Origin of the sequence: Anaerobiospirillum thomasii, from assembly GCF_900445255.1 — a bacterium.
Classification (GTDB): domain Bacteria; phylum Pseudomonadota; class Gammaproteobacteria; order Enterobacterales; family Succinivibrionaceae; genus Anaerobiospirillum_A; species Anaerobiospirillum_A thomasii.
This window is the reverse complement of sequence record NZ_UAPU01000007.1, coordinates 786,686-808,715: the sequence shown is the minus strand read 5'-3', so window position 1 is coordinate 808,715 and position 22,030 is coordinate 786,686. Positions and strand designations below refer to the sequence as shown.

The 22,030-nt window shown below is 39.6% G+C and carries 15 protein-coding genes; 10 read left to right on the top strand and 5 right to left on the bottom strand.

Annotated features, from left to right (window positions below):
- Positions 1-164: 164 nt before the first annotated feature.
- Positions 165-1,319: an AI-2E family transporter gene (locus tag DRZ93_RS10720; protein WP_113743639.1), complete on the top strand. Its 1,155-nt coding sequence runs from the start codon at positions 165-167 to the stop codon at positions 1,317-1,319.
- A 98-nt stretch (positions 1,320-1,417) separates the two neighbouring features.
- Here DRZ93_RS10720 and glgA read toward each other — a convergent pair whose 3' ends face one another.
- Positions 1,418-2,869 carry a glycogen synthase GlgA gene (glgA, locus tag DRZ93_RS10715; protein WP_113746581.1) on the bottom strand — a complete coding sequence of 484 codons (1,452 nt, stop codon included), beginning with the start codon at positions 2,867-2,869 and terminating at the stop codon, positions 1,418-1,420.
- Between the two features lie 54 nt (positions 2,870-2,923).
- On the bottom strand, positions 2,924-4,171 hold the full coding sequence (gene glgC, locus DRZ93_RS10710) for a glucose-1-phosphate adenylyltransferase (RefSeq protein WP_113743641.1): 1,248 nt from the start codon (positions 4,169-4,171) through the stop codon (positions 2,924-2,926).
- A gap of 307 nt (positions 4,172-4,478) precedes the next feature.
- On the opposite strand from glgC, the gene DRZ93_RS10705 reads away from it, so the two are divergent.
- The 5 genes from DRZ93_RS10705 to DRZ93_RS10685 all read left to right on the top strand — a co-directional run bounded on the left by DRZ93_RS10705 (position 4,479) and on the right by DRZ93_RS10685 (position 12,147).
- Positions 4,479-6,737 (top strand): motility associated factor glycosyltransferase family protein, encoded by a 2,259-nt coding sequence (locus tag DRZ93_RS10705; protein ID WP_113743642.1) that lies wholly within the window; start codon positions 4,479-4,481, stop codon positions 6,735-6,737.
- Between the two features lie 53 nt (positions 6,738-6,790).
- Positions 6,791-9,067, top strand: a complete 2,277-nt coding sequence (locus DRZ93_RS10700; protein ID WP_113746580.1) for a motility associated factor glycosyltransferase family protein — start codon at positions 6,791-6,793, stop codon at positions 9,065-9,067.
- A 180-nt stretch (positions 9,068-9,247) separates the two neighbouring features.
- Positions 9,248-10,273 carry a TRAP transporter substrate-binding protein gene (locus DRZ93_RS10695; RefSeq protein ID WP_245933800.1) on the top strand — a complete coding sequence of 342 codons (1,026 nt, stop codon included), beginning with the start codon at positions 9,248-9,250 and terminating at the stop codon, positions 10,271-10,273.
- Between the two features lie 145 nt (positions 10,274-10,418).
- Positions 10,419-10,847 (top strand): TRAP transporter small permease, encoded by a 429-nt coding sequence (locus DRZ93_RS10690; protein ID WP_172458200.1) that lies wholly within the window; start codon positions 10,419-10,421, stop codon positions 10,845-10,847.
- A 1-nt stretch (position 10,848) separates the two neighbouring features.
- Positions 10,849-12,147 (top strand): TRAP transporter large permease, encoded by a 1,299-nt coding sequence (locus DRZ93_RS10685; protein WP_113746579.1) that lies wholly within the window; start codon positions 10,849-10,851, stop codon positions 12,145-12,147.
- Between the two features lie 147 nt (positions 12,148-12,294).
- Here DRZ93_RS10685 and DRZ93_RS10680 read toward each other — a convergent pair whose 3' ends face one another.
- The 3 genes from DRZ93_RS10680 to flgA all read right to left on the bottom strand — a co-directional run bounded on the left by DRZ93_RS10680 (position 12,295) and on the right by flgA (position 14,682).
- A complete protein-coding gene (locus DRZ93_RS10680; protein WP_113746578.1) occupies positions 12,295-13,380 on the bottom strand; it encodes a methyltransferase in 1,086 nt (361 codons plus the stop codon).
- Between the two features lie 107 nt (positions 13,381-13,487).
- A complete protein-coding gene (gene flgM / locus DRZ93_RS10675; RefSeq protein ID WP_113743648.1) occupies positions 13,488-13,808 on the bottom strand; it encodes a flagellar biosynthesis anti-sigma factor FlgM in 321 nt (106 codons plus the stop codon).
- Between the two features lie 166 nt (positions 13,809-13,974).
- Positions 13,975-14,682: a flagellar basal body P-ring formation chaperone FlgA gene (gene flgA / locus DRZ93_RS10670; protein ID WP_172458198.1), complete on the bottom strand. Its 708-nt coding sequence runs from the start codon at positions 14,680-14,682 to the stop codon at positions 13,975-13,977.
- Between the two features lie 128 nt (positions 14,683-14,810).
- Between flgA and DRZ93_RS10665 the strand changes: the two genes are divergently transcribed.
- The 4 genes from DRZ93_RS10665 (at position 14,811) to DRZ93_RS10650 (ending at position 22,027) form a co-directional block, all read left to right on the top strand.
- Positions 14,811-15,770: a chemotaxis protein gene (locus tag DRZ93_RS10665; protein ID WP_113743650.1), complete on the top strand. Its 960-nt coding sequence runs from the start codon at positions 14,811-14,813 to the stop codon at positions 15,768-15,770.
- Positions 15,771-15,886: 116 nt separating this feature from the next.
- Entirely contained in the window at positions 15,887-17,371 is a 1,485-nt protein-coding gene (locus DRZ93_RS13775; protein WP_245933799.1) for a CheR family methyltransferase, read from the top strand.
- 146 nt (positions 17,372-17,517) lie between these two features.
- Positions 17,518-19,809, top strand: coding sequence for a 6-hydroxymethylpterin diphosphokinase MptE-like protein (locus DRZ93_RS10655; protein WP_113746576.1), 2,292 nt, complete (start codon positions 17,518-17,520; stop codon positions 19,807-19,809).
- Positions 19,810-19,822: 13 nt separating this feature from the next.
- Positions 19,823-22,027, top strand: a complete 2,205-nt coding sequence (locus DRZ93_RS10650; RefSeq protein ID WP_113746575.1) for a motility associated factor glycosyltransferase family protein — start codon at positions 19,823-19,825, stop codon at positions 22,025-22,027.
- The last annotated feature ends 3 nt before the right edge of the window (positions 22,028-22,030 follow it).

The following is a 22,030-nucleotide window of genomic DNA, read 5'->3' as shown; positions in this document are numbered from 1 at the left end:
TACATGTTGTAGCAATGTAGGCTTTATAAAAGAAATTATTGACTTTAAGTGTAAGACTCTGCAACGTTTGCCTTAATAGGGGGAGGGTTCTTGCAATATCAAAATAAATAGAGGGTAGGACCTTCTTAATTTGATAAAATATAATCATATAGAAGGAAGCTAAAATGTATAAATTATTTCAAAACTGGTACAGACGTCATTTTTCAGAGCCAGGAACGGTTGAATTTGGTCTGGTACTTTTTGTAGTTTTTATAATGGTCTATTACTTTATGTGGCTTGTAGGTCCTATAGTAATAGCTTTGTGCATTGCCTACTGCCTTGATGGAGCGGTGGAGAAGATACAGCATAAAATGCACATGGGACGTACTCTGGCCACCTCCCTTGTCATGACGGCCTTTATTTCTGTGTGCGTGCTCTTTGCACTGCTTGTCGTACCTTTAATCATAGATCAGGGCGTACAGTTTTATACCACTATTGTGGCCATGAGTCAGGATGCCGTATCGACCATGCATCAAATGGATGATGTTGAGACAATAACGGTAAATGATATAGATATGCTTATTGTGGCCAATCTTTATGACATTTTTGACAAGATGCCAGACTCTGTCACGGCCATGTTAAATGAGCAGACTCTGCTCAATACAGTTAAAAAGATAAGAGTACAGCTGCTTGAGATCTGGGCTGGTATCATGCGTACACAGCTTGTACCTTCAGTGGTCAATGCCTTTACTTGGATTGTGTATCTTATTATCGTACCTATATTTTCCTTTTTAATGCTTTTAAATAAAAAGGATTTACAGACAAGAATGGCAACCTATGTGCTGCCAAACAATCAGGTATTGATGAAAAGACTATGGCCTAGCATCAATGAGCAGATTTCAGGCTATATAAGAGGCAAGGTACTGCACATTGTGGTTATAAGTATTGTCAATACCATAGCCCTTATGTGCTTTAATCTCAACTATGCCATATTCTTAGGTATTGGTGTCGGTCTGTCTGTAGTTATTCCATATGTAGGAGCAGTGCTTATTGCTGTACCTGTTCTGTTTGTGGCTATTTTTCAGTTTGGATTTAGCTCAACACTGCTTTATCTGCTTCTGGTCTATACCATAATTCAGCTTTTAGACAGTAATGTGTTAACACCAATGCTCTTTTCCAAGGCACTTAATCTTGATGCCTTTTCTATTCTTGCTGCCATTTTAATCTTCGGTCAACTCTGGGGCTTCTGGGGTGTATTTTTAGCCATACCTCTGGCTACCCTGGTTAAAACCCTTATTGTTAACTGGCCGTCTCTGGATAAAAGCTCTCAGAGCTCATAACAGATAAAAAAGGAGCTAGTAAAATAGCTCCTGAAAAGATCTGTATAAACACATTTTATTATAGCTGCAGTCAGCATTGCAGCATTTTATTTAAAACCTTACCACTTTGGTTTTTGCAGGGCCTGCTTATAGAGTTCTTCATAGTGGGTAGAGGAGTCCTCCCACTCAAATCTTACGCGCATAGCATTTCTCTTGATACGCTGCATTTCCTCCTGATCCTCAAGATAGAAAATTAAAGTACGGCGCATACATGAGAGCAGATCCTCTGAGCTTGGCTCTTCAAAGACAAAGCCATTGCCTATATCTTTGTGCTGATCATAGTCTATAACTGTATCTTTAAGTCCACCTACAGCTCTTACAATAGGCAGTGTACCATAGGCAAGAGAGTAAATCTGATTTAATCCGCAAGGCTCAAAGATTGAAGGCATCAAGAAGAAGTCTGAGCCTGCCTCAATCTGATGGGCTATGCTCTCATCATAGGCTGAGATAAAGACAAATTTATCTTTATGTCTCTTTTGCAGCTCCTCAAGCTCATGGGCAAATTTAGGATCGCCTGTACCCTGAATAACTACCTGTACCTTATGTTTTAAGAAGTTATCAAGAATAGGTATAAGTATGCCTATACCCTTCTGATCGGTAAGACGGGCCACCATGCCGTACAAAGGCATATCTCCCATGGCAAGTCCTAAACGTTTTTGTAAAAAGTATTTGCCTAAAATCTTCTCTTCCATTGTGGTTATGTTATAGCGGATAAGAAGGTGTTTATCTGTTTCAGGATCCCAGTCGCTGTAGTCACAGCCGTTGACTATACCGCACAGATCGGCATATCTGTCCTGGAAGTTTTTGGTCATGCCATGACCGCCAAGATAGGTGGTAAGCTCCTTGGCATAGCCCGGACTTACTGTATTTATCTTATCGGCGTAGAATACGCCGCATTTTAAAAAGTTAATATACTGACCCTGAGAGATCATATCGTTGTAGACGTACATAATCTCAGGAATAAAGTTAATCTGTGAACGGTCAAAAACACCCTGGAAGGCACCGTTGTGAATGGTTATAACAGAGCGTGTCTTTTCAAAAAACTCATCTTTGGCATACTTGATGCGCAGTATCATAGGCACTAGGCCTGCATGCCAGTCGTTGCAGTGTACAATATCAGGCTTAAAATCCATGGCCTTGGTAGCTTCAAGGGCAGCTGCCGATAAAAAGGCATAGCGCTCGCCATTGTCAAAATAAGCCTGATTGTTGTCACCATAAAGTGAGGTTCTGTCAAAGTACTGATCGTATTCAATCAGCCAGACCTCTACATTGCCGTTTAGTATTTTCTGTCTTATAGCAAAGCGTTTTTCAAGCGGTGTATCTTTATTGATAGCTGCAGTGCCTATAACGGGAAGTTCCTTATAGTCTTTGATTACGCTGTAGCAAGGCATGACAACTTTAACCTCATGACCCTTTTTGATAAGGGCTGCAGGTAAAGCTTTTGCCACGTCGGCAAGGCCCCCGGTTTTTATAATATCTGCAACTTCTGATGATATAAATAACACGCGCATAAATACACTATCCTATAAGCAATTATTACTAAACTTTCTATTTCAACATCTTAATCAGTCAAAGCCAAGACGCATTCCCTTAGGTATTACAATAATACCATTCTTTGACATCTGTGGACATGTTTTATCATTGTTGTCAACAAGTTTCATGTCAGCCTCTGTGTCATAGCCCAAGGTAAAGCCTGGAGCAATTTCCACGTGGCGGTCAATAATGGCTCTGCGTATCTTGCAGCCCTTTCCTATTTTTATATCACCGATAAGCACGCTGTCCTCTACTGTAGCACCATCATCGGCAGAGCATCTAAAGCCCAGCACTGATTTTTTGATGGTGGCTCCTACAATCTTGCAGCCAGCTGAGATCATAGAGTGCGAGACAAGAGAGTGATTGTTTCTTGTATCTGAGAAATAGGCAGGTGGTAGAGGCGGATAGAAGGTATGCAGCGGCCACTGCAGATTAAATAGTGAAAAATCTGGTTTTTCCTTTAATAAATCCATGTGAGCATCCCAGTATGCATCAATAGATCCAACATCTCTCCAGTATACTTCACGAGGCTCACCTTCAATGACATTGTTTGACAGATCATAGACATATACATTGCCGCGTGGGAAGAGTTTTGGAATGATGTCATTGCCAAAGTCATGGCTTGAATTTACATCATCGGCATCCTCGCGCAATTCCTTGCTCAGTACTTCTGATTTAAATATGTAGTTACCCATAGACACAAGGCTGTAGCCTGGATCTCCAGGTATTTCTTTTGGAACCTTAGGCTTTTCAGCAAAGCCTATCATACGACCCATGGCATCAACCTCGATGACGCCGAAGCGGCCGGCAACCTCACTAGATGGCATACGCATGGCAGCCACTGTCAATGAGGCCTTGTTGTTCTGATGGTACTGCAGCATCTGACGTATATTCATCTTGTATATATGATCAGATCCAAAGATACAGACGTCATCTGCATACTGATCTTCAATAAAGGTCAGGTTCTGATAGATGGCATCAGCTGTGCCTTTATACCAGTCCTTGCCGGTACGCATCTGTGCAGGAATGGTATCGATAAAGCAGTTTGGAATACCGCTTACGGTCCAGCCGTTTTTCAGGTGCATGTAAAGTGACTGTGACTTATACTGCGTTATAACATAAATTCTGATGATGCCGGAGTTTACAAAGTTGTTTAAAACAAAATCAATAAGACGGTAGCTGCCACCAAAAGGAACTGAAGGTTTACTTCTTGATTTGGTAAGTGGCATCAGACGGGTACCCTCACCGCCTGCTAAAATCATGGCCAAAACACCTGACATACTGCACCTCTCTATTCTTCAAACCATATGTTTTAAATCATATGATTTATGTTTAAAAAAAGTTTAGATATAGAGCATAGTTTTTAATGCTCAAAAGCCATAATTTTAAAATATTTGGTATAGAGCGTTTTTTTGACATATGCTGTTTTATCAAGATGTTCCTAATATACAGTGTGTATAAACCTGCACTACAGACTTTATTTGTACAGCAAGGTCATAAAAATATCTGTAAAATGATAGTTTACATAAATTTAATCTTGCAGATGTATATTAAAATTCATCTTTTTACTGCTCGTGGAGGTTGTACGTGGATATTATTGAAGTTTCAAATCAGCTTGGCATTGATATTCAGGAAATATTCAGATTAAAAAGATTTAATACCTCTTTAGATATAACAGATGCTGAGGCTGTGGCAAATGCATTTCATATTGAGCAGTGTATGATAAACAATCTTGTTGCCACCTATGATAAGAATATAGCCTATTTTAAAGAACATCAGACAGAACTTTATGCCACCTTTGCAAACTTCAAACCACAGCGCTCTTTTGAGTTTTTCTCATCTGGCAACGGAATTCCCAATATTCTTTTTGAAGGCTATGAGCACGCTTTTTATCCAGATGCAGATCCACTGACCTACTGTGACAGACAGATAGCAGAGCTCTCCTCATCTTTAACCTACAGATATCAGAACTATAAAAATCAGGAAGACAGATTTTCTTTAATCAATCATCGTTATGTAAATGAGGCCTGTGCCATTTTAGAAAATATCCCACATGGCGCTCAGACTGATAAGATAGAAGAGATTGGCGCCATGCCGCACATGACACTTCTGGGTGTGGGACTTGGCTATATAGTAGGCTCTTTAGTTGAAAGATATGCTATAGAGACCATGATTTTAATTGAGCCTAATGCTGATCTTTTCTATGCCTCCTTATATACCTTTAGCTGGGCTGATTTTCTTGAGATGGCAGTAAATCAGAAAATATCAGTTAATTTTATTGTAGGCAGAGATATACCTTATACAGATAATTATCTGCAGCACTATTATGAAAGGTCAGGAGCTTTTCTTGCAGAGGCCAACTGTCTTATAGCCCATTATGTAGATCAATCCATCAAGGAGCTGCTTGAGTTCTACTCTGAGTCTTTTTACCGTTATTACACCATGCTCGGTTACTGTGATGATGCTCTGTATGGCATCAGCAACACCATGCGTTCTATCAAAGATGGAAGGGCTTTGGTCAGATCGGATGTAAAACTGCCTGAAAAATTTGTATCAATGCCTGTGTTTGTTATAGGCAATGGTCCGTCTCTTGATGAAGATATTGCTTTTTTGCGCAAAAATCAGGACAGAGCTTTGATAATTGCCTGCGGCACAGCTCTTGATTCTTTATACAATGCAGGCATCAAGGCTGATCTGTATGTGGCATCAGAGCGTACCTATCATATAGGACAGACACTTGAGATTTTTGAGGGCAGTCATTATCTTGATGACATTATTATAGCCACCGCCTGTACCACGCATAAAAACACTATAAAACACTTTAAGGATGCACTTATTTTTGACAAGTATGATGAGAGTATTGCCAAAATGCTCTGCGTCAATCCTGAGTTTAAGGGCATTGAGAAGTGGCAGGATCTGGCCGGCATGAATCCTCTTGTGGGTAATGCAGGTCTTAGCGTGGCCATTCATCTTGGTTTTAAAAATATATATCTTTTTGGTATTGATAATGGCAGAGCCTCAACTGTCAGCAATCTGCACTCAAAGTTTTCAGATATCTATGGTGATAAGTACAAGGCCCGAGAAAAGAGCGATATTGCAGGACAGGATCTTATGCTTGAGGCTAATTTTGGAGGCTATGTAAGCTCTAATGCCCTGTATCGTGTGTCACGTGATTTTCTCGATACTCTGCTTGGCAGCACCAAGGTTAACTGCATCAACTGCTCAAACGGAGCTCTGCTCAAACATGCCAGACCTTTAAAGAGCAAGGATATTGTTCTTGATGATCTTGATGATAAGTGTAAAGAGGAGCTAAGGGCCTTTTTATTAAATGACAAGGTTATGTATTTTAATGTAGATGAGGCTATCATTAAGAGAATTTTTGATGCAAAAAGCTTTGAGTCTTTTGTTGATAAATTAATCTACATAGTAAATCAGGCTCTTGATTCAAGAAAGTCTGGTCTGTATTTCATGGGTGTTATTCATAATATTCTTGAGCAGTCAGATATTGGTTTTGGTCTTGTTTTAAAAAGATTAATGCTGGCAAGCTCGCAGTATTTCTTTATGTTTGCAACCCGTGCTCTTTACACCATTAAAGATGAAAAGACAGCACTCAAGACTGCTCAGGAAATTTTAAACAGATATATTTATCTGCTTTTGGATCTTAAATACATATATGTCAATTTCATGCCTGATTTTATAGAGCATGAGCATGTATCTTTGATGCATGGACGCATTGGCCTTGATCATGAAGACTCAAAGGCTCCTGCTATTGATGATCAGGTTTTGGTGCTTGATACTAAAAAAGATGGTCTTAAGAAAAATGCTTTTGTTAAGCGCTATGAGTAAAAGTATTCACTAACAGGGTTTAATCTAAAAAGTTAAGACAAAGAGTAAAGATAATGCAGAGTATAGATGATGGATACAAAACTAAAGAGATAATAAGACTGCTTGGGATTGATGAGGCGGGCTTTTTAGATCTTAGAGCACAGCACAGTAATATTTCTCTTGATGATTTTTTAATCTATGCAAGAAAAATTCATGAGGAAAATATTTTTTTTGATGGTTTAAAGCAGACATTAAAGCGTAATCTTGAGGCTTTTAAACACTACAGACCAAGTCTTTATGAGTTTTTTAAAGATTACAAGCCGCAAGAGAGCTTTGATTTTATTTTAACCGATGATAACTGTGCCGATCTGTATTTTGCACAAACAAACAGGCGATTGTATAACAGTGAAGATGCTAAAGCGCATTACTCTTATTTAATAGAGCAAAGCAAGGGTGATTTTATCTTCAACTGTCTTGTATATGGCAAGCTTGAGGATAACTACGGTCAGGTGTATTGCCGCTACTTTAATGAGGCAATAGATAAAAGCTCTGAATTTATACAAGAGCGCAGTACCAGGGTCGAGGCTTTGGGGCACATGCCGCACCTTGTTCTGATGGGAGTGGGGCTTGGCTATATCTTTGAGCCTTTATATAAGAATTTTGCCATAGATACTGCCGTTATTATTGAGCCTGATACAGATCTTTTCTATGCCTCTTTATATACAACAGATTATGCCTCTGTCATTGAGAATCTAAAAGAAGGGCAGTGGCTTGAATTTATCATTGGCAAAAGCGATTTAGCTCTTGTAGTTGCTTTACATGCAATCTACACCCGTTATGGCAATTTTTTATTTACCATGTCTGTAGCTCTTTTAGGCTTTGAGTCTGCTCATTATCAGAATATGCTTATGCTGGCGCAAAATCAGCTTAAAACAGCATATACAGCAACAGGCTATCCTGATGATATTATGTTTGGATTTTCTCACAGCATAGCTCATCTTGCGCATAACAGAGCCTTTGTTAAACGTGATGTGCATCTGCCTGATGAGTATAAAGAGAGTAGGGTCTTTGTTATTGGCAATGGACCGTCTTTGGATAATGATATTGCCTTTTTGCGCAAGAATCAGGATAAAGCCTATATTATTGCCTGTGGTACAGCTATTGACACGCTCTATAATCTTGGTATCAAGCCTGATATGTATGTTGCAACAGAGAGAATCAACGGCATAGCTCAGACTTTAGATATTTTCAAAGATACTGATTTTCTTGATGATATAGTCATAGCCGCCACGTCTGTAGTGCACCCTGATACTGCGGCGCGTTTTAAACATGCCATTCTTTTTAGCAAATACACTGAAAATATAGGCAAGCTTTTAAAGGATACTGCGCAGGGGGCCGATTTTGAGGACAGAGCCTCATTTCTTAATTTCTCCAATCCTCTTGTTGGCAATGCAGGACTTGATGTTGCACTTACTCTGGGTTTTAAACATATCTATCTTTTAGGTCTTGATAATGGGCGTGTGCTTGGTGATGACAGACTGCACTCAGCTCACAGTGAACTCTTTAATGAACAGGGACTTAAAGAGCAAAGCTCCATTGCTGTGGACGAATTTATAGTTGAGGGTAATTTTTCTAAAAAGATTGTATCTAATACCCTGTATAAAAATGCAGCTGACTGTATGGCCCTGGCTTTGTCAGTATCAGAGGATGTTACATGCTATAACTTAAGTGATGGAGCAGTCATTGCCGGCACTATAGCACAGCACTCTGAAGATATAGATTTGTCTGCGGTAGAATGTATAAATAAAGTAGCTTTAAGTAATTATTTTTTAGACAAAAATACTTTTACACTGGCATATGACAAAGATAGTGTAAAAGAGATTTTTGCTACAGAAAAATTTAATATGACAGCTGACAGATTATCTAAGATTTTAAGTGCAAAATTTGAAAACAGATCTGATCTTCTAAGAGTAATGCAGGAGTGCAATTTATATCTCTCAACATTCAGTGACAGTGGATCTGACTATATAAACTCTCTGATTTTCTCTTCAGCCTGCACCAATTTTTTTGAAATGTGCACAGCCTATATCTATACAATAGAAGATGAGAGCAAAGCTCTTTTGTGTGCGCAGACCATCATGACAAGACTTTTGTATCTGATTGATGATTTAACGCATCTTTACGGCTTTATGCCAGATTATATACAGGATAGACATATTGAACTTCTGCATGGAAAACTAGGTTTTGATCATGCAGATTCCAATGCTCCGGTCTTTGACAGACACTTTTATATAAGACCTGAGGGCATACTTGCAGCTAAAAGATATAATTTTGTTAAAAAGTATAAATAATAACTATATGTATATTGAAAATGTAACAAATGCATATACATAAGGCGTCTTGAGTGATCTGATCAAAAAAAGAGCACTTTTTTTTGTGAAAAGATCGCCATATTGGTGAAAAAGCGATTTTTTATCACTTATAATAACGTATAATAATAAACTACAGATATGTCTTTTAGGAGTATGATAATGAAGAAAATTGGATTAATGGCAGTTACTGCTATGGCTGCTGCATTATTTGTTACCGGTTGCGGTGGTGAGAAGAGCTCAGGCTCTGCAGCTGATGCCAAGGTAGAAACTACTGTATGGAAGCTGGCCTTCAATCAGCCAGAGGATCACCCAGAGTTCCGCTCAATCGAGCAGTTTGCCGCTGATCTGAAAAAAGCCACCAATGGCGCCTATACCATCGAGGTTTATCCAAATGAGCTTTTAGGTTCACAGAAAGAGACCATTGAAATGGTACAGAGCGGTTCATTACCATTCTCTTTAGTTGCAGGCTCACTGCTTGAGAACTGGAACCCAGATTTTGCTGTATTCAACCTCCCATATGTATTCAAAGATTACAAACACCTGCAGCGTGTTGTAAAAGACAAAGCTGTTGTAGGCGATCTGTTCAAGTCACTTGAGAAGCAGGGTCTTACAGTATTATGTGCCATGTACTCAGGTACACGTAACGTATATACCAAGCCAGGTGTAGAGATCAGAACTCCAGCTGACTTAAAGGGCATGAAGATTCGTGTTATGCAGTCAGACACCATGGTTAAGATGTTAAACTACATGGGCGGTACTGGTACTCCTATGGGTCAGGGCGAAGTTTACACCGCTATTCAGACCGGTGTGCTTGACGGCGCTGAGAACAACGAGGTTACCTACTATGCCTTAAAGCAGCACGAAGTAGGCCCAACCTATAACTTAACCGGCCACCTCATGATGCCAGACTACATTGTAACCAACACCAAGTTCTACAATGGTCTTCCAGATGATGTCAAGAAGTTCTTTGCCGATAACCTCGACAAGCTTGTAGATACTGAGTTTGATATGTTCGCAGCTGAAGTATCAAAATCACTTGAGAAAGCCAAGAAGGGCGGTACTGTAGTTGTTGAGGCCGATCAGGAAGCCTTCAAGAAGGCAGTTGAGCCTCTGATTTCTGAGAAGGTAACAACTGACAGCGCCAAGAAACTCTACGAGGCAGTTCAGAAGTCCCGCGATCTGTAATTAAAAAAATACAAAAGGGGCTATATTTTAATGATATAGTCCTTTTTTGTTTCTATGCTTTGGAGATTATATGTCTTTTATTATCACTATTAAGAAATTGCTCGATAACTTTTTAAAGTTTATGTGCATTTTTCTTTGCGGAGCAATGGTTGTTTTAGTTTCCTGGCAGGTTATATCACGCTTTGTACTGCAGGATCCTTCAGCTATCTCTGAGGAGCTTGCCAATATCTGCTTTGTGTGGACAGCTCTGCTTGGAGCCGCTCTCTTATACGGTGAGAGAGGCCATATGGCAATTTCATTTATTCCAGAGAAATTAGGCCCTGTTAAACAGCACATTCTTTTTATCATAAGTGAGATCTTCACCATGGCTATGGCCTGCTGGATCTTAACCTATGGCGGTATGAATATTGCCATGAATGCCATGTCACAGACCAATGCAGCCATGCTCTGGCTCAAGATTGGACAGATTTATTCTGTAGTGCCACTTGTAGGTGTATGTATTGTATTTTACTCAATATACAACATCCTTGAATCTATTATGATTTTAAGCGGAAAGAAGAAGGTGGGTGTCTAAAATGCCAGTTGAGATTATATATTCCTTACTGATTTTAACCCCGATACTGCTGATTATTGGCTGCCCAATCGGTACCAGTATCTGTATCGGATCATTCCTGTCCATGGGCTTTATTTTAGGCTTTGATTCAGCACCGCTTGTAAGTGCCACCCGTATCTATTCTGGTATGAACAGCTTTGCTCTTTTAGCCATTCCATTTTTCGTTCTGGCCGGTGTTATTATGAACACAGGTGGTATTGCCCAGAGACTTATCAACCTAGCCAAGGTTTTCATTGGCTTTATTCCAGGCTCTCTTGCCCACACCAATACTGTAGCCAATATGATGTTCGGTGCTATTTCAGGTTCAGGTGTGGCTGCCGCTGCCGCTATTGGCTCAGTTATGCTGCCAATTGAAAAGAAAGAAGGTTATGATCCACGTCTGTCAGCTGCTGTAAATATTGCCTCAGCTCCTGCCGGCATGATTATTCCGCCTTCAAACATCTTTATTATCTACTCATTAGCCTCAGGCGGTGTATCAGTTGCAGCTCTGTTTATTGCAGGTTATATTCCTGGCATGCTCTGGGGTCTTGCCTGTATTTTAGTTACTGCATATTTTGCCTATAAGTTAAAATACAAGCCACAGACTATTCCTGGTTTTAATGCCAAGTTAAAGGTTATAGTTGATGCTATTCCAGCTGTATTCTTAATTGTTATCATCATCGGTGGTATTATCTCAGGTGCCTTCACTCCAACCGAGGCCTCGTGTGTGGCAGTGGTTTATTCAATCATTCTGTCATCACTTTACAGATCATTCCACTTAAAAGATATTCCTGCCATGCTGTTATCTACAGCTAAAACCACAGGTCTTATCGTGTTCCTCATTGGTATTTCAGCAATTTTAGGCTGGGTACTTGCTTATGCCAAGATCCCTAATATGATTGCCTCAGGTCTTATCGCCTTTGCTGATACTCCATGGGTAATCATGATTGGTATGATGCTTATCATGCTGGTGGTAGGTACTGTAATGGATCCTGCTCCTGCTGTGCTTATCTTTACTCCAATCTTCCTGCCTGTAGCTATGAAGCTTGGTGTTGATCCTGTTCACTTTGGTGTAATGATGGTATTTAACCTCTCATTAGGTGCCATTACCCCTCCTGTAGGACCAATTCTCTTTACAGGCTGTCGAGTGGCAGGAGAGAGTATTGAATCGGTATTTACAAAGTTACTGCCATTCTTTGGCGCACTGATTGTAGCACTGATTTTAGTAACCCTGGTACCATCTCTCTCGCTGTATCTGCCAAAGGCTGCAGGACTTATGTAAAGTTTTGATGCTATAGATAAAATCTATATACTGAACAAAATTAAAGGCTCTGATCTTCTATAAGTATCAGAGCTTTTTTATTATCATGTAAAAAAAATCGGCCCACAGCTGGGGCCGACAATAGTGGGTTGTAAATTAAGCGCTGTATCAGACAAAGGCCTGAACCACGCAAAAGCGCGTATTGCTCTTTAGAGTTACTACCTTTGAAAAAGAATTTTTTAAAATATTTTTGTAATCTAAAAAGCTGTTATAGACAATTATGGCACTGCCGCCTGTCTTGAGCATAGAGCGCATGGAGGTAAGGGCTGCCGCTGTTTTTTCAGATGAGTTTTTTATACCATCATGAAATGGTGGATTTGAGAGTATAAAATCACATGGTTCAAAGCTATCGCCTAAACAATAGGGTCTGATATCTATTCTGTCAGAGACTAAATTTTCACTGGAATTGAAGGCTGCACATTCAAGAGCAGATGCCGAAATATCAGAGAGTGTAACTGTTAATGAAGGATTTTTAAGGGCTGCATAGATGCCAATTACACCACAGCCACAGCCAATATCATGAACAGAGCCATAAAGTTCATTGGTATCGACAGTACTAAGAAGCAGTGCGGTGCCGTCATCAAGGCTTCCATGGGAAAATACATTGACATCCTGCCTAAGCTTTAGATTTTGATCATTAATGGACAGATTAAGAATATCTTCTTTATAGGTCTTGGTAAAAGGTTCTTTGTACACTGTCTCAAAGAGCGTGCATTTTCTGGCACTGTCAGTTTTGTAGACAGCATTAGTAGTAGCTATAATTTTGTCACAGGACTTGCCGCCTGACACATTCTCTCCTACTATAAAAATCTGAGTATCCCTGGCAAAAAGATGCTGAGCGCTTACTAGTATTTTGCGACAGTAATCCTTGACTTTGGATAAAAATAAAATGACACAGTCAAACTCCACATCCTTTAACTGTGAGGCAAAAATGTCAGCGCCTGCAAAACATAGATTAAGGTGTTTATAGCTAAGTAAAGAGCTTATAGAGCTGCTATCTTGAGTCAGATTCAAAGCCGAGGCAATCTGTGAGGCGTAGGCAAAGTTATCTGTAAGTACAGTGCAGGAGGCCATATCTTTTACAAGATGCAAAATGGCAGGAGAATCAATATCGCCGGCAATAAGTACCTTTTTTTGAGTAAATCTTTCTTTATTTCTTAAAAGCAGTTCTACTTTTGGATTATCAATACGCATGTTACACCACTAACTTTCAGGGATCAGAGTTTTATATTGTATAGCTAAAATAAAAAAAGATGGTGCCACAGAGCACCATCTTCAAGAATTATTATGCAATAAATACTTTAGAAAATTGAATTTAACTCATCTTCTGAGTCGACTATGCGGGATGCCAGTCTCTCATAATCAATTTTGTAGGTACCATTTTCAATTTCTTTCTTAAGAGCCGCAACTTTATTATAGTCAATACCCTCTGCCTCTTTTGCTTTAGCTACGGCAGATGAAAATACCTTTGCATCAGAAGTCAGGACAATTGCATCATTTTCAGTAGCAGCATTATCTTTAGTTTTGGCTACAGCACCGGTATTTGTTCTGCTAGCGGCCTTGCCCGCTACAGTCTCGGGCATGGCTTTGGCGATATTGCTTCTTAAAATATCTATGGCCATGATTCTACCCTCTTCTCTCTCTTAAAAATTTTTGAGTTGTAATAAATTAAATATATCTAATTATCGGAACGATTTTAAATTCCTTTAGTAAAAATTTAAAAATTTTTTATTTAAATTTTTACCATGTACAAATAACGGCAGTCAGGCAAAAAAGTTGAGTATTTTTTTACATAACTACACGGGCCTGGCCTGGGGCAAAAACCTTGGCATTTAAAACCTTCTTTGACTGATTGTTTTTAACCCTTATGGTGTCATTAAAAAAGCCATCCTCAAGAGCTGTGGCTGTGGTTTTTAAAGACAGACCTGAGCTTTGAGCCTCAAGAGTTATACTATCTCCTTTGCACACTACACAAAAGTTCTGTGGCTTTATCATATCGCCCTGTTTGATATTCTGCTTGATGCGTGAGCCGATGAGCAGCTCAGGGTTGGAAATTGATGCTTTGGTGGTAGTGTTGTTAGGAGCAAATACGGCCTTGAGATCATTTTTTGCAATAATCTCACCTTTGCTCAGATTACGTGCAGCCACTATAGAGGCAACAAGACGCTCAACCTTTACAGGAATGAAGATGGTAAAAGGATTGCCAGGGCGGCTGCAGATTATTTTTACAGTAGAGGTGCTTTTTATACTCTGACCTTGCAACTCCGCTGTCAGATAGCCCTCGCAGCGCCCTCCAAAATCTCTGTCTGTATCTACTTTTGAGGCATTGACTTCTACTTTAGAGCTGCCATCTGATGGGGGAAATTGGGCCAGAATATACTGTTCTGCAACACGTTCATAAAATTTTGCATCCTGAACATTGGCTATTGCAGTATTTGCACAAAGCAGTAAATTTAGCGCAAGAAATGCCGTTAAAACTGTTGATATAGGTTTCAAAACTGTAACCTCATTGTAGAAAGTTATACATATATGAAGTATTTTATTATACATTGTATAGCCAACTAATGATAAAATATAAAGATAGTTGTAAAAGATTTTAAGATTGAATTGTTGGAGATAGGTACATGGCAAGTGTAATGGATTCGGTCAATCAGCTTACAGAGCTGGTTGGACAAAACCGTATGGAACTTCTTCTGTTCAGACTTTCTGGCAGATCACAAAGATATGGTATCAATGTATTCAAGGTGCGTGAAGTTTTGCCATGCCCAAAACTGACTGTAATGCCAAGATTGCATAAATTTGTAGTCGGTGTAGCTCATATCCGCGGTCAAACTCTGTCAGTTATCGATCTGGCATATGCAATTGGCGGTAGACCGGTTCAGAACTTTGATAAAAACTTTATAATTATCGCCGAGTACAACAGATCAACCCACGCTTTTCTGGTTTCCAATGTCGAGCGAATTTTAAATATGAACTGGAGCAAGATTATGCCACCTCCAAAGGGTGCAGGTCACTCCAACTACATGACAGCTGTAACCGAGATTGAAGGTGAGCTTGTAGAAATTCTTGATGTTGAGAAGATTTTAGATGAAATCTCACCTAAGGAAATCATTGTAAGTGAAGACCTCAAGGTCAATGGCAAAGTTCCTACAGATCTTAAGGTGCTTGTGGCTGACGACTCCAAGGTGGCTTTAAATCAGGTGGCAAGGGCCCTTGAGAACATCGGTGTTGAGGTTATCAAGGCCAGAGACGGCCGTGAGGCTTATGATCTGCTGCGTGTGTTTGCAGCCAATGGCCCTATCAAGGACAGTGTTGAGCTTGTTATCTCTGACGTTGAAATGCCTGAGATGGATGGCTATACACTCTGCGCCTCAATCCGTCAGGATCCTACATTAAAGGATCTTTATGTAATTCTGCACACCTCGCTATCTGGTGTCTTTAACCAGAGCATGGTTAAAAAGGCAGGCGCCAATGACTTTATTCCTAAATTCAATCCAGATGAGCTTGCTGCAGCCGTAGAGCGTGGTATTGAATGTGTTGAGTCAGGAATCTCTGGTGCTGACTGCATCATGAAAAATCATTGATAAATTTGTATAAAGCTCAAAATGCAAAATATAATAAATGTATTTTGCATTTTGGCAATTCTTGCGTAAGTAAATTATAGGTTTGAGGACAGTAAAATCATTTTTAAGGTGCACTTATGACCGACAGCAACAACAGTCAGGATTTTAGACGTCCTGCAACTGCAGCTTTTAATACTACAGGACAGGGCAGATTAAACAGTACATCAGCCAATATAAGAACAGCAGCTGACAGTACTGCACGTCCTGCTCTAAGTCCAAGACCTGCAGCGGCAGCATCTTCTTCTCCCCCTTCAACTGTGTCTGCTCTATCACGTCCTGCTTTAAGTCCAAGACCTGCAGCTACAACTGCAGCCAAGCCTACTACAGGAACATTCTCATATTTTAACGGTGCACGCGACAGCGCCTCTGCAACAAGACCATCCTTTGCCTCTCAGACTGATGCCAGAACCTCACTGTCATCTCAGGCGGGGACACAAGCAACCTATACACGACCTGCATCAGTTGCAGGTGCTACAAGGGCACCATATACACCACCTGTATCAAGAGCCACAACTTCAGCCCCACTGTCAAGAAGCTCAGTGCCTGAGGTCTCGCGTGGATCTTTAAGCTCAGCAACATCAGGTGAGGCCAGAGCCACATTTACTCCAAGTACCTTCCCAGGAGCCAGCGCTCTGTCAATAGAGGCTCAGAAGGTAGGCTATGCCAGAGTCATGTCAAGCAATCCAGATGCTGCACAGTCTACAGGCGGCTCTTTATCTTCAAATTCACGCATTGTGACAGATATTCAGTATCGTCGCTTTGCAGCCTATCTTGAGGATCAGAGTGGTATTGTACTTGGTGAGGGTAAACAGTATCTAGTCAACAGCAGACTGTCTCCGCTTTTAAACAGATTCAAGGTGACAACTGTAGACGATCTTATCAACAAGGCCATGGAGCCAAACCGCTACAAGGAAATATCCTCTGCTGTTATTGATGCCATGACTACCAATGAGACCTTGTGGTTTAGAGATACCTATCCGTATCTGGCTTTAAAGAATATGATTCTGCCAGAGCTTGCCACCAAGCGCAAAAATCCTGTGCGTATATGGTCAGCTGCCTGCTCATCAGGTCAGGAGCCTTTTTCTATTGCCATGGTAGTGCAGGAACAGGTTACGCAGATGGTACATGTAGATCCGGCACAGACTCAGATTGTAGGTACAGATATCTCTCCTGAAATGCTTGAGCGCTGCCGTCAGGGTCTGTATGACAGCCATGCTCTGGCCAGAGGTTTGTCTGCAGAGCGCAAGGCTAAATTTTTCAAGCCAACCAATGATCCAAATCAGATGAAAATTGATGACAAGATCAAGCAGATGTGTATTTTCAAGCATATGAATCTATTAAGCTCCTATGCTCTGCTTGGCAAGTTTGATGTTATTTTCTGCAGAAATGTGCTTATTTATTTTAATAATGAAGTCAAATCGCAGATATTAAACAAATTTGCCTTGTCATTAAATCCAGGTGGCTATCTGATTTTAGGTTCTTCAGAGTCCATGTCAGGTCTTACTGACAAATATGAAATGGTACGTTGCAATCCAGGTCTTGCCTATAGACTAAAAGGCTGATTTAGAGAAAGAAAAAATTAATATTTTGATCTAACTTGTAGGTCTTAATAACTTTTTTAAGTAAAATCAATCTTATAGACTATTTAATAGTTGCATATAAGATTGATTTTTTTATATGCATATTTGTTTTTACATTGGTGATACAGATGACAGATGTTAACAAACTGACTTTGTCCGACGATAAACTTGCCAAGCTATGTCAAAGTCTTGGTTTATCCAGATCAGATCTTGAGACCTTTTTACGCAGCAATCCAGATTTGAGTCTTGATGAGCTTGAGGCTATGGCCTGTATGGCAGAAAAACAGCAGAGTCTGAACGAACATCTTGTAAAGACCTTTGAGGCTAATATGGAGGTGTTCAAAGAACACTATCCAGCTTTGTACGAACAGTTTAAAGATTACAAACCAGAACGCTCCTTTGAGTTTTTTGTATCTGATGACAATATAGCCAATATACAGTTTTTAGACAACAATGATATTTTTTATAAAAGCAGCAGAGTCGAGGATATATGCAAGGCACAGTATGAAGAGGTAAAGGAAAAGCTTGATAATGTATGTCTGCATTATGATCTGCAGGTAGACAAATTCGGGCAGATCCATCTGCGCTATTTTAATGAGGCCATTAGCATTATGAATGACAATAATGTCAATGGCTATACGTTCAAGGTAACCGATACTAATTTTATACCGCATCTTATTATGTTTGGCTGCGGTCTTGGCTATCCTCTTGACTATATCTACAATGATTTTAGTGTAGCCAATCTGCTGGTGCTTGAGCCAACTGCCGATGTCTTTTATGCCTCACTTTACACCTATGACTGGAAAAAGCTGATTTTAGATAGTAAGGCACAGATGCGCTCTATTGAGTTTTTTGTCGGCAGAACAGATATTTACAACGAGTGGTATGATTACTACAGAGAAAAGGGTGAATTTCTGGCAGCCTGCAGATGTACCTTTGTACATTATGTCAATGCACAGATGCAGCCTTTGATTGACCTGTACAATGAGAAGTTTTATATCTACACCTCAGCTCTTGGCATATTTGATGACAATATGTTTGGTATGTCCCATGCTGCGCACAACCTAAAGGAGCATTATCCTCTGGCTATTTACGACAGTACTGTAGGGGATGAGTATAAACATGTGCCTGTGTTTGTAGTTGGCAATGGTCCTTCAATTGACAATGATATTGCCTTTTTGCGCCGCTATCAGGATAAGGCTGTAATTATTGCCTGCGGCTCGGCTCTTGACACTCTGTACAATGCAGGAATTCAGGCAGATATATATGTGGCCACAGAGCGTATGGGCTATATCAGTCAGACCCTTGAAATCTTCAAGGATACTGGATATCTAGACAATATTTTATGTATAGGCACCAATATTCTGCATCCTTCTGTATTAAAGCACTTTAAAAAGGTCATGCTTTTTGACAAGGCAGGAGAATATTTCAGAGAGGGTCTTGTGCTAAATGGCTGCCACTCTTTTAAAAAGTGGGCCTCATTGCCTTATATAAATCCACTAGTGGGCAATGCAGGTCTAGCCACTGCCGTAACCTTAGGCTTTAAACAGATCTATATGTTTGGTATGGACAATGGCAAGGTTATAAATGCAAAAAATGAGCACTCACAGTACTCTGATCTTTACGGTAAAAGATATGCGCTTAATGAAAAGAGTCCTATTGCCGGCAAAGAGATAATTTTAAAGGGAAATTTTGGCTCTGATGTCGTATCAAATCAGCTGTATAAAACAGCTACAGATACATTTGAAAGGCTTATGCTCTCAAATGCTGATGATAAGGAGCTTGTCTGCTACAACTGCTCTGATGGTGCTCTCATCAGCAAGACAGTACCTATGCACAGCAGTGATATCAATCTTCTGCACAATGACAATATTGATAAAGACAAGCTTATTGATCATATTTTAAAGGATATGACCTTTGTAGTTGATATGACGCAGAGTGATTTGACCAATGTCTTTCATAAAGAAGAGTACAACAAGATAAGCTCATCTATTATTCGCTTTTTTGCCCAGCCGTGCCAGAATCGTTTTGAGCTTATTATGCTTTTAAGCTCAATAAGCTCTGTACTCAATAATTTAAGGCAGTCGCCTTTTACCGTAATATCACAGACTATAAATTCAGCCACACAGTATTTCTTTATTCTGCTGACTACAGTTTTGTGCGCCAGAGGCGATGATAAAGAGGCTTTGCCTATAGCCAATAAAATACTTGAACGTTATATATACTTCCTGCAGGATTCGCAGTATGTCTTTGATATGCTGCCAGATTATCTTGAGAGTGATCATGTAAGAATGCTTGGTTACAGATTAGGTCTTGATCATGACAATTCAAAGGCACCTGAAAATATAAAGGCCTTTGTTCTTATTGACAGTGACAAGCTTAAAAATAAAAAAGAAGCATTTAAAAAGCGCTATGAATAGTTAAGGATGTAATATGGATTTAGAGAAGGTTTTTAATAATATCCCAGCCTATCTGCAGGCAGATGAGGTATTAATAGCGCAGTTTTGCACTAATCTGTCAAAGCTTGAGGAATTTTTTCCCGATCTGTATGAGCGCTTTTATCTATATACACCAAAAAGACCTTTTGCCTTTATTAAAGAGGTGGATAATTCCTACAATATAGGTTTTATCAATGAAAATATAAAACTCTATCCTGCTCCTCCGGCTGAGTTTTCCCGTACCCATGTCGATGCTTTTATGCAGCAGAGCGTGGCTCAGACCTACAATTATTATAAGCAATATGACTATTTTGGAGCTTTTCACTACAAGTATTCCAATGAATGCGCAGACTTTATGGCCACTCTTAACAGAAAGAGACTAAATCTTGTTAAATGTCCGCATATGCCTGTGTGCTCCATGTATGGCTGCGGTCTTGGCTATCATATACAGGAGCTGTTTTCAAAGGTAGATATAGCCAATCTTATTTTGGTTGAAACTGATGAGGATATTTTCTACGCCTCGCTCTTTACCTTTAACTGGTCGGCATTTTTAAGTTTTTTAAGAGAGAATGGCTGTGGTTTTAAAATCATTATTGACAATGATATTGACCGTATAGTCAAAGATTATACAGACTATATTGTGCGCTATGGCAGATTTTTAACCTTTTACTATCTGCCTTTTAATTTCAGAAGCTCACCATTACATACAAAAATTCATGAGGTAGTGGATCATAAATTAAAATATGAGCTGACAGCTCTTAGTTTTATTGATGATCATCTCTTTGCCACTTCTCACTCTGCTATCAATCTTATCAATAAAAGACCGCTTTTATCAGTAAACAAGCATTTGGCAGATGATCTTAAAAAGACTCCCATCTTTATTGTGGCCAACGGCCCGTCACTTAGTAATGATATAGAATTTCTGCAGCGCAATCAGGACAAGGCCTTAATTATTGCCTGCGGCACAGCCATTGACACTTTATATAACAGTGGTATCAAACCTGATTTTTATGCGGCCACAGAAAGAACCTGCGACATTATTCCTACTGTTGAGATTTTCAACAAAGATGGTTTTTTAGACGATGTTGTGCTGCTTGCAAGTGAAGTGGTGCATCCTAAGATGAGTGCACTCTTTAAAAAACAAATTATATTCAACAAGGCCAATGAAACTATTTTATGGCTCTTTTTACAGAAGCATGACTATGTGGATTTTGTCAGAAACTGGAAGGGAGCTGTGTACATGAATCCATTGGTGGCCAATATGGGTGTCAGCGCCGCCCTGTCATTGGGCTTTGAAAATCTGTTTTTATTTGGCATGGATAATGGCAAGGTTATAGACAATACAGACTCAGAGGCCACACATCCTGAGGCATCTTTGATTTACAAAGAAAATCTAGGTGACAAAAAAGGCTATAAGTTTAATTCTACATCAACACTTGATATTGAAGGTGAAGGCAATTTTGGGCGCAGGGTTAAAACTGATTATAACTATCTTGCCTGTGCTAGATTTATTGGCAGAGCCATTGCCTACCACAGTGAAGAGCAGGGGGCGGATATAAGTGCTGTAAACTGTTCAGATGGTCTTTTAATTGAAAATGCCAAAGGTGTAAGAAGCACAGATCTTGATTTTAGTCACAATGTGTTACTTGATAAAAAGGCTATTTTAGATGCTCTTTTCAATCTGTGTTTTAGCATTGATGTAACTTACGATGAGATTAAGGCTCTGCTTGATTGCAATGAGTACAACAGCATCTGTGATGAGATCTGTAATCTTTTAAAACAGGATGTAAAGACCAGAAATGAGCTGTGTCTGCGTATGCAGGATATATGTGTCTTTTTATATGATTTGCACAGCACACGCTATAATTTCTATGCCTCACTTATAGATGGCTCGGTTGAATCTCTTTTTGTTATGGTTATGAATACACTCTATACCATTGAGGATGAGGCTGAGGCTGTTGGTGCTGCAATGCAGGTTGTAAAGCGCATTATTTATCTGCTTGAGGATTCAAAGATTCTGTTTTCCATGCTGCCAGATTATATTCAGTCAGAGCATTTAAAAAAGCTTGATTATACTATTGGTTTTGATCATGAAGACTCAAAAGGTCAAAGGGGTTTTAAAGAGTGGTATCTGTTTGATGATAAACAGTTAGCCTATTTAAAAGGACAGGTACAGCCATTTGTGAAAATAACAGGATAGATT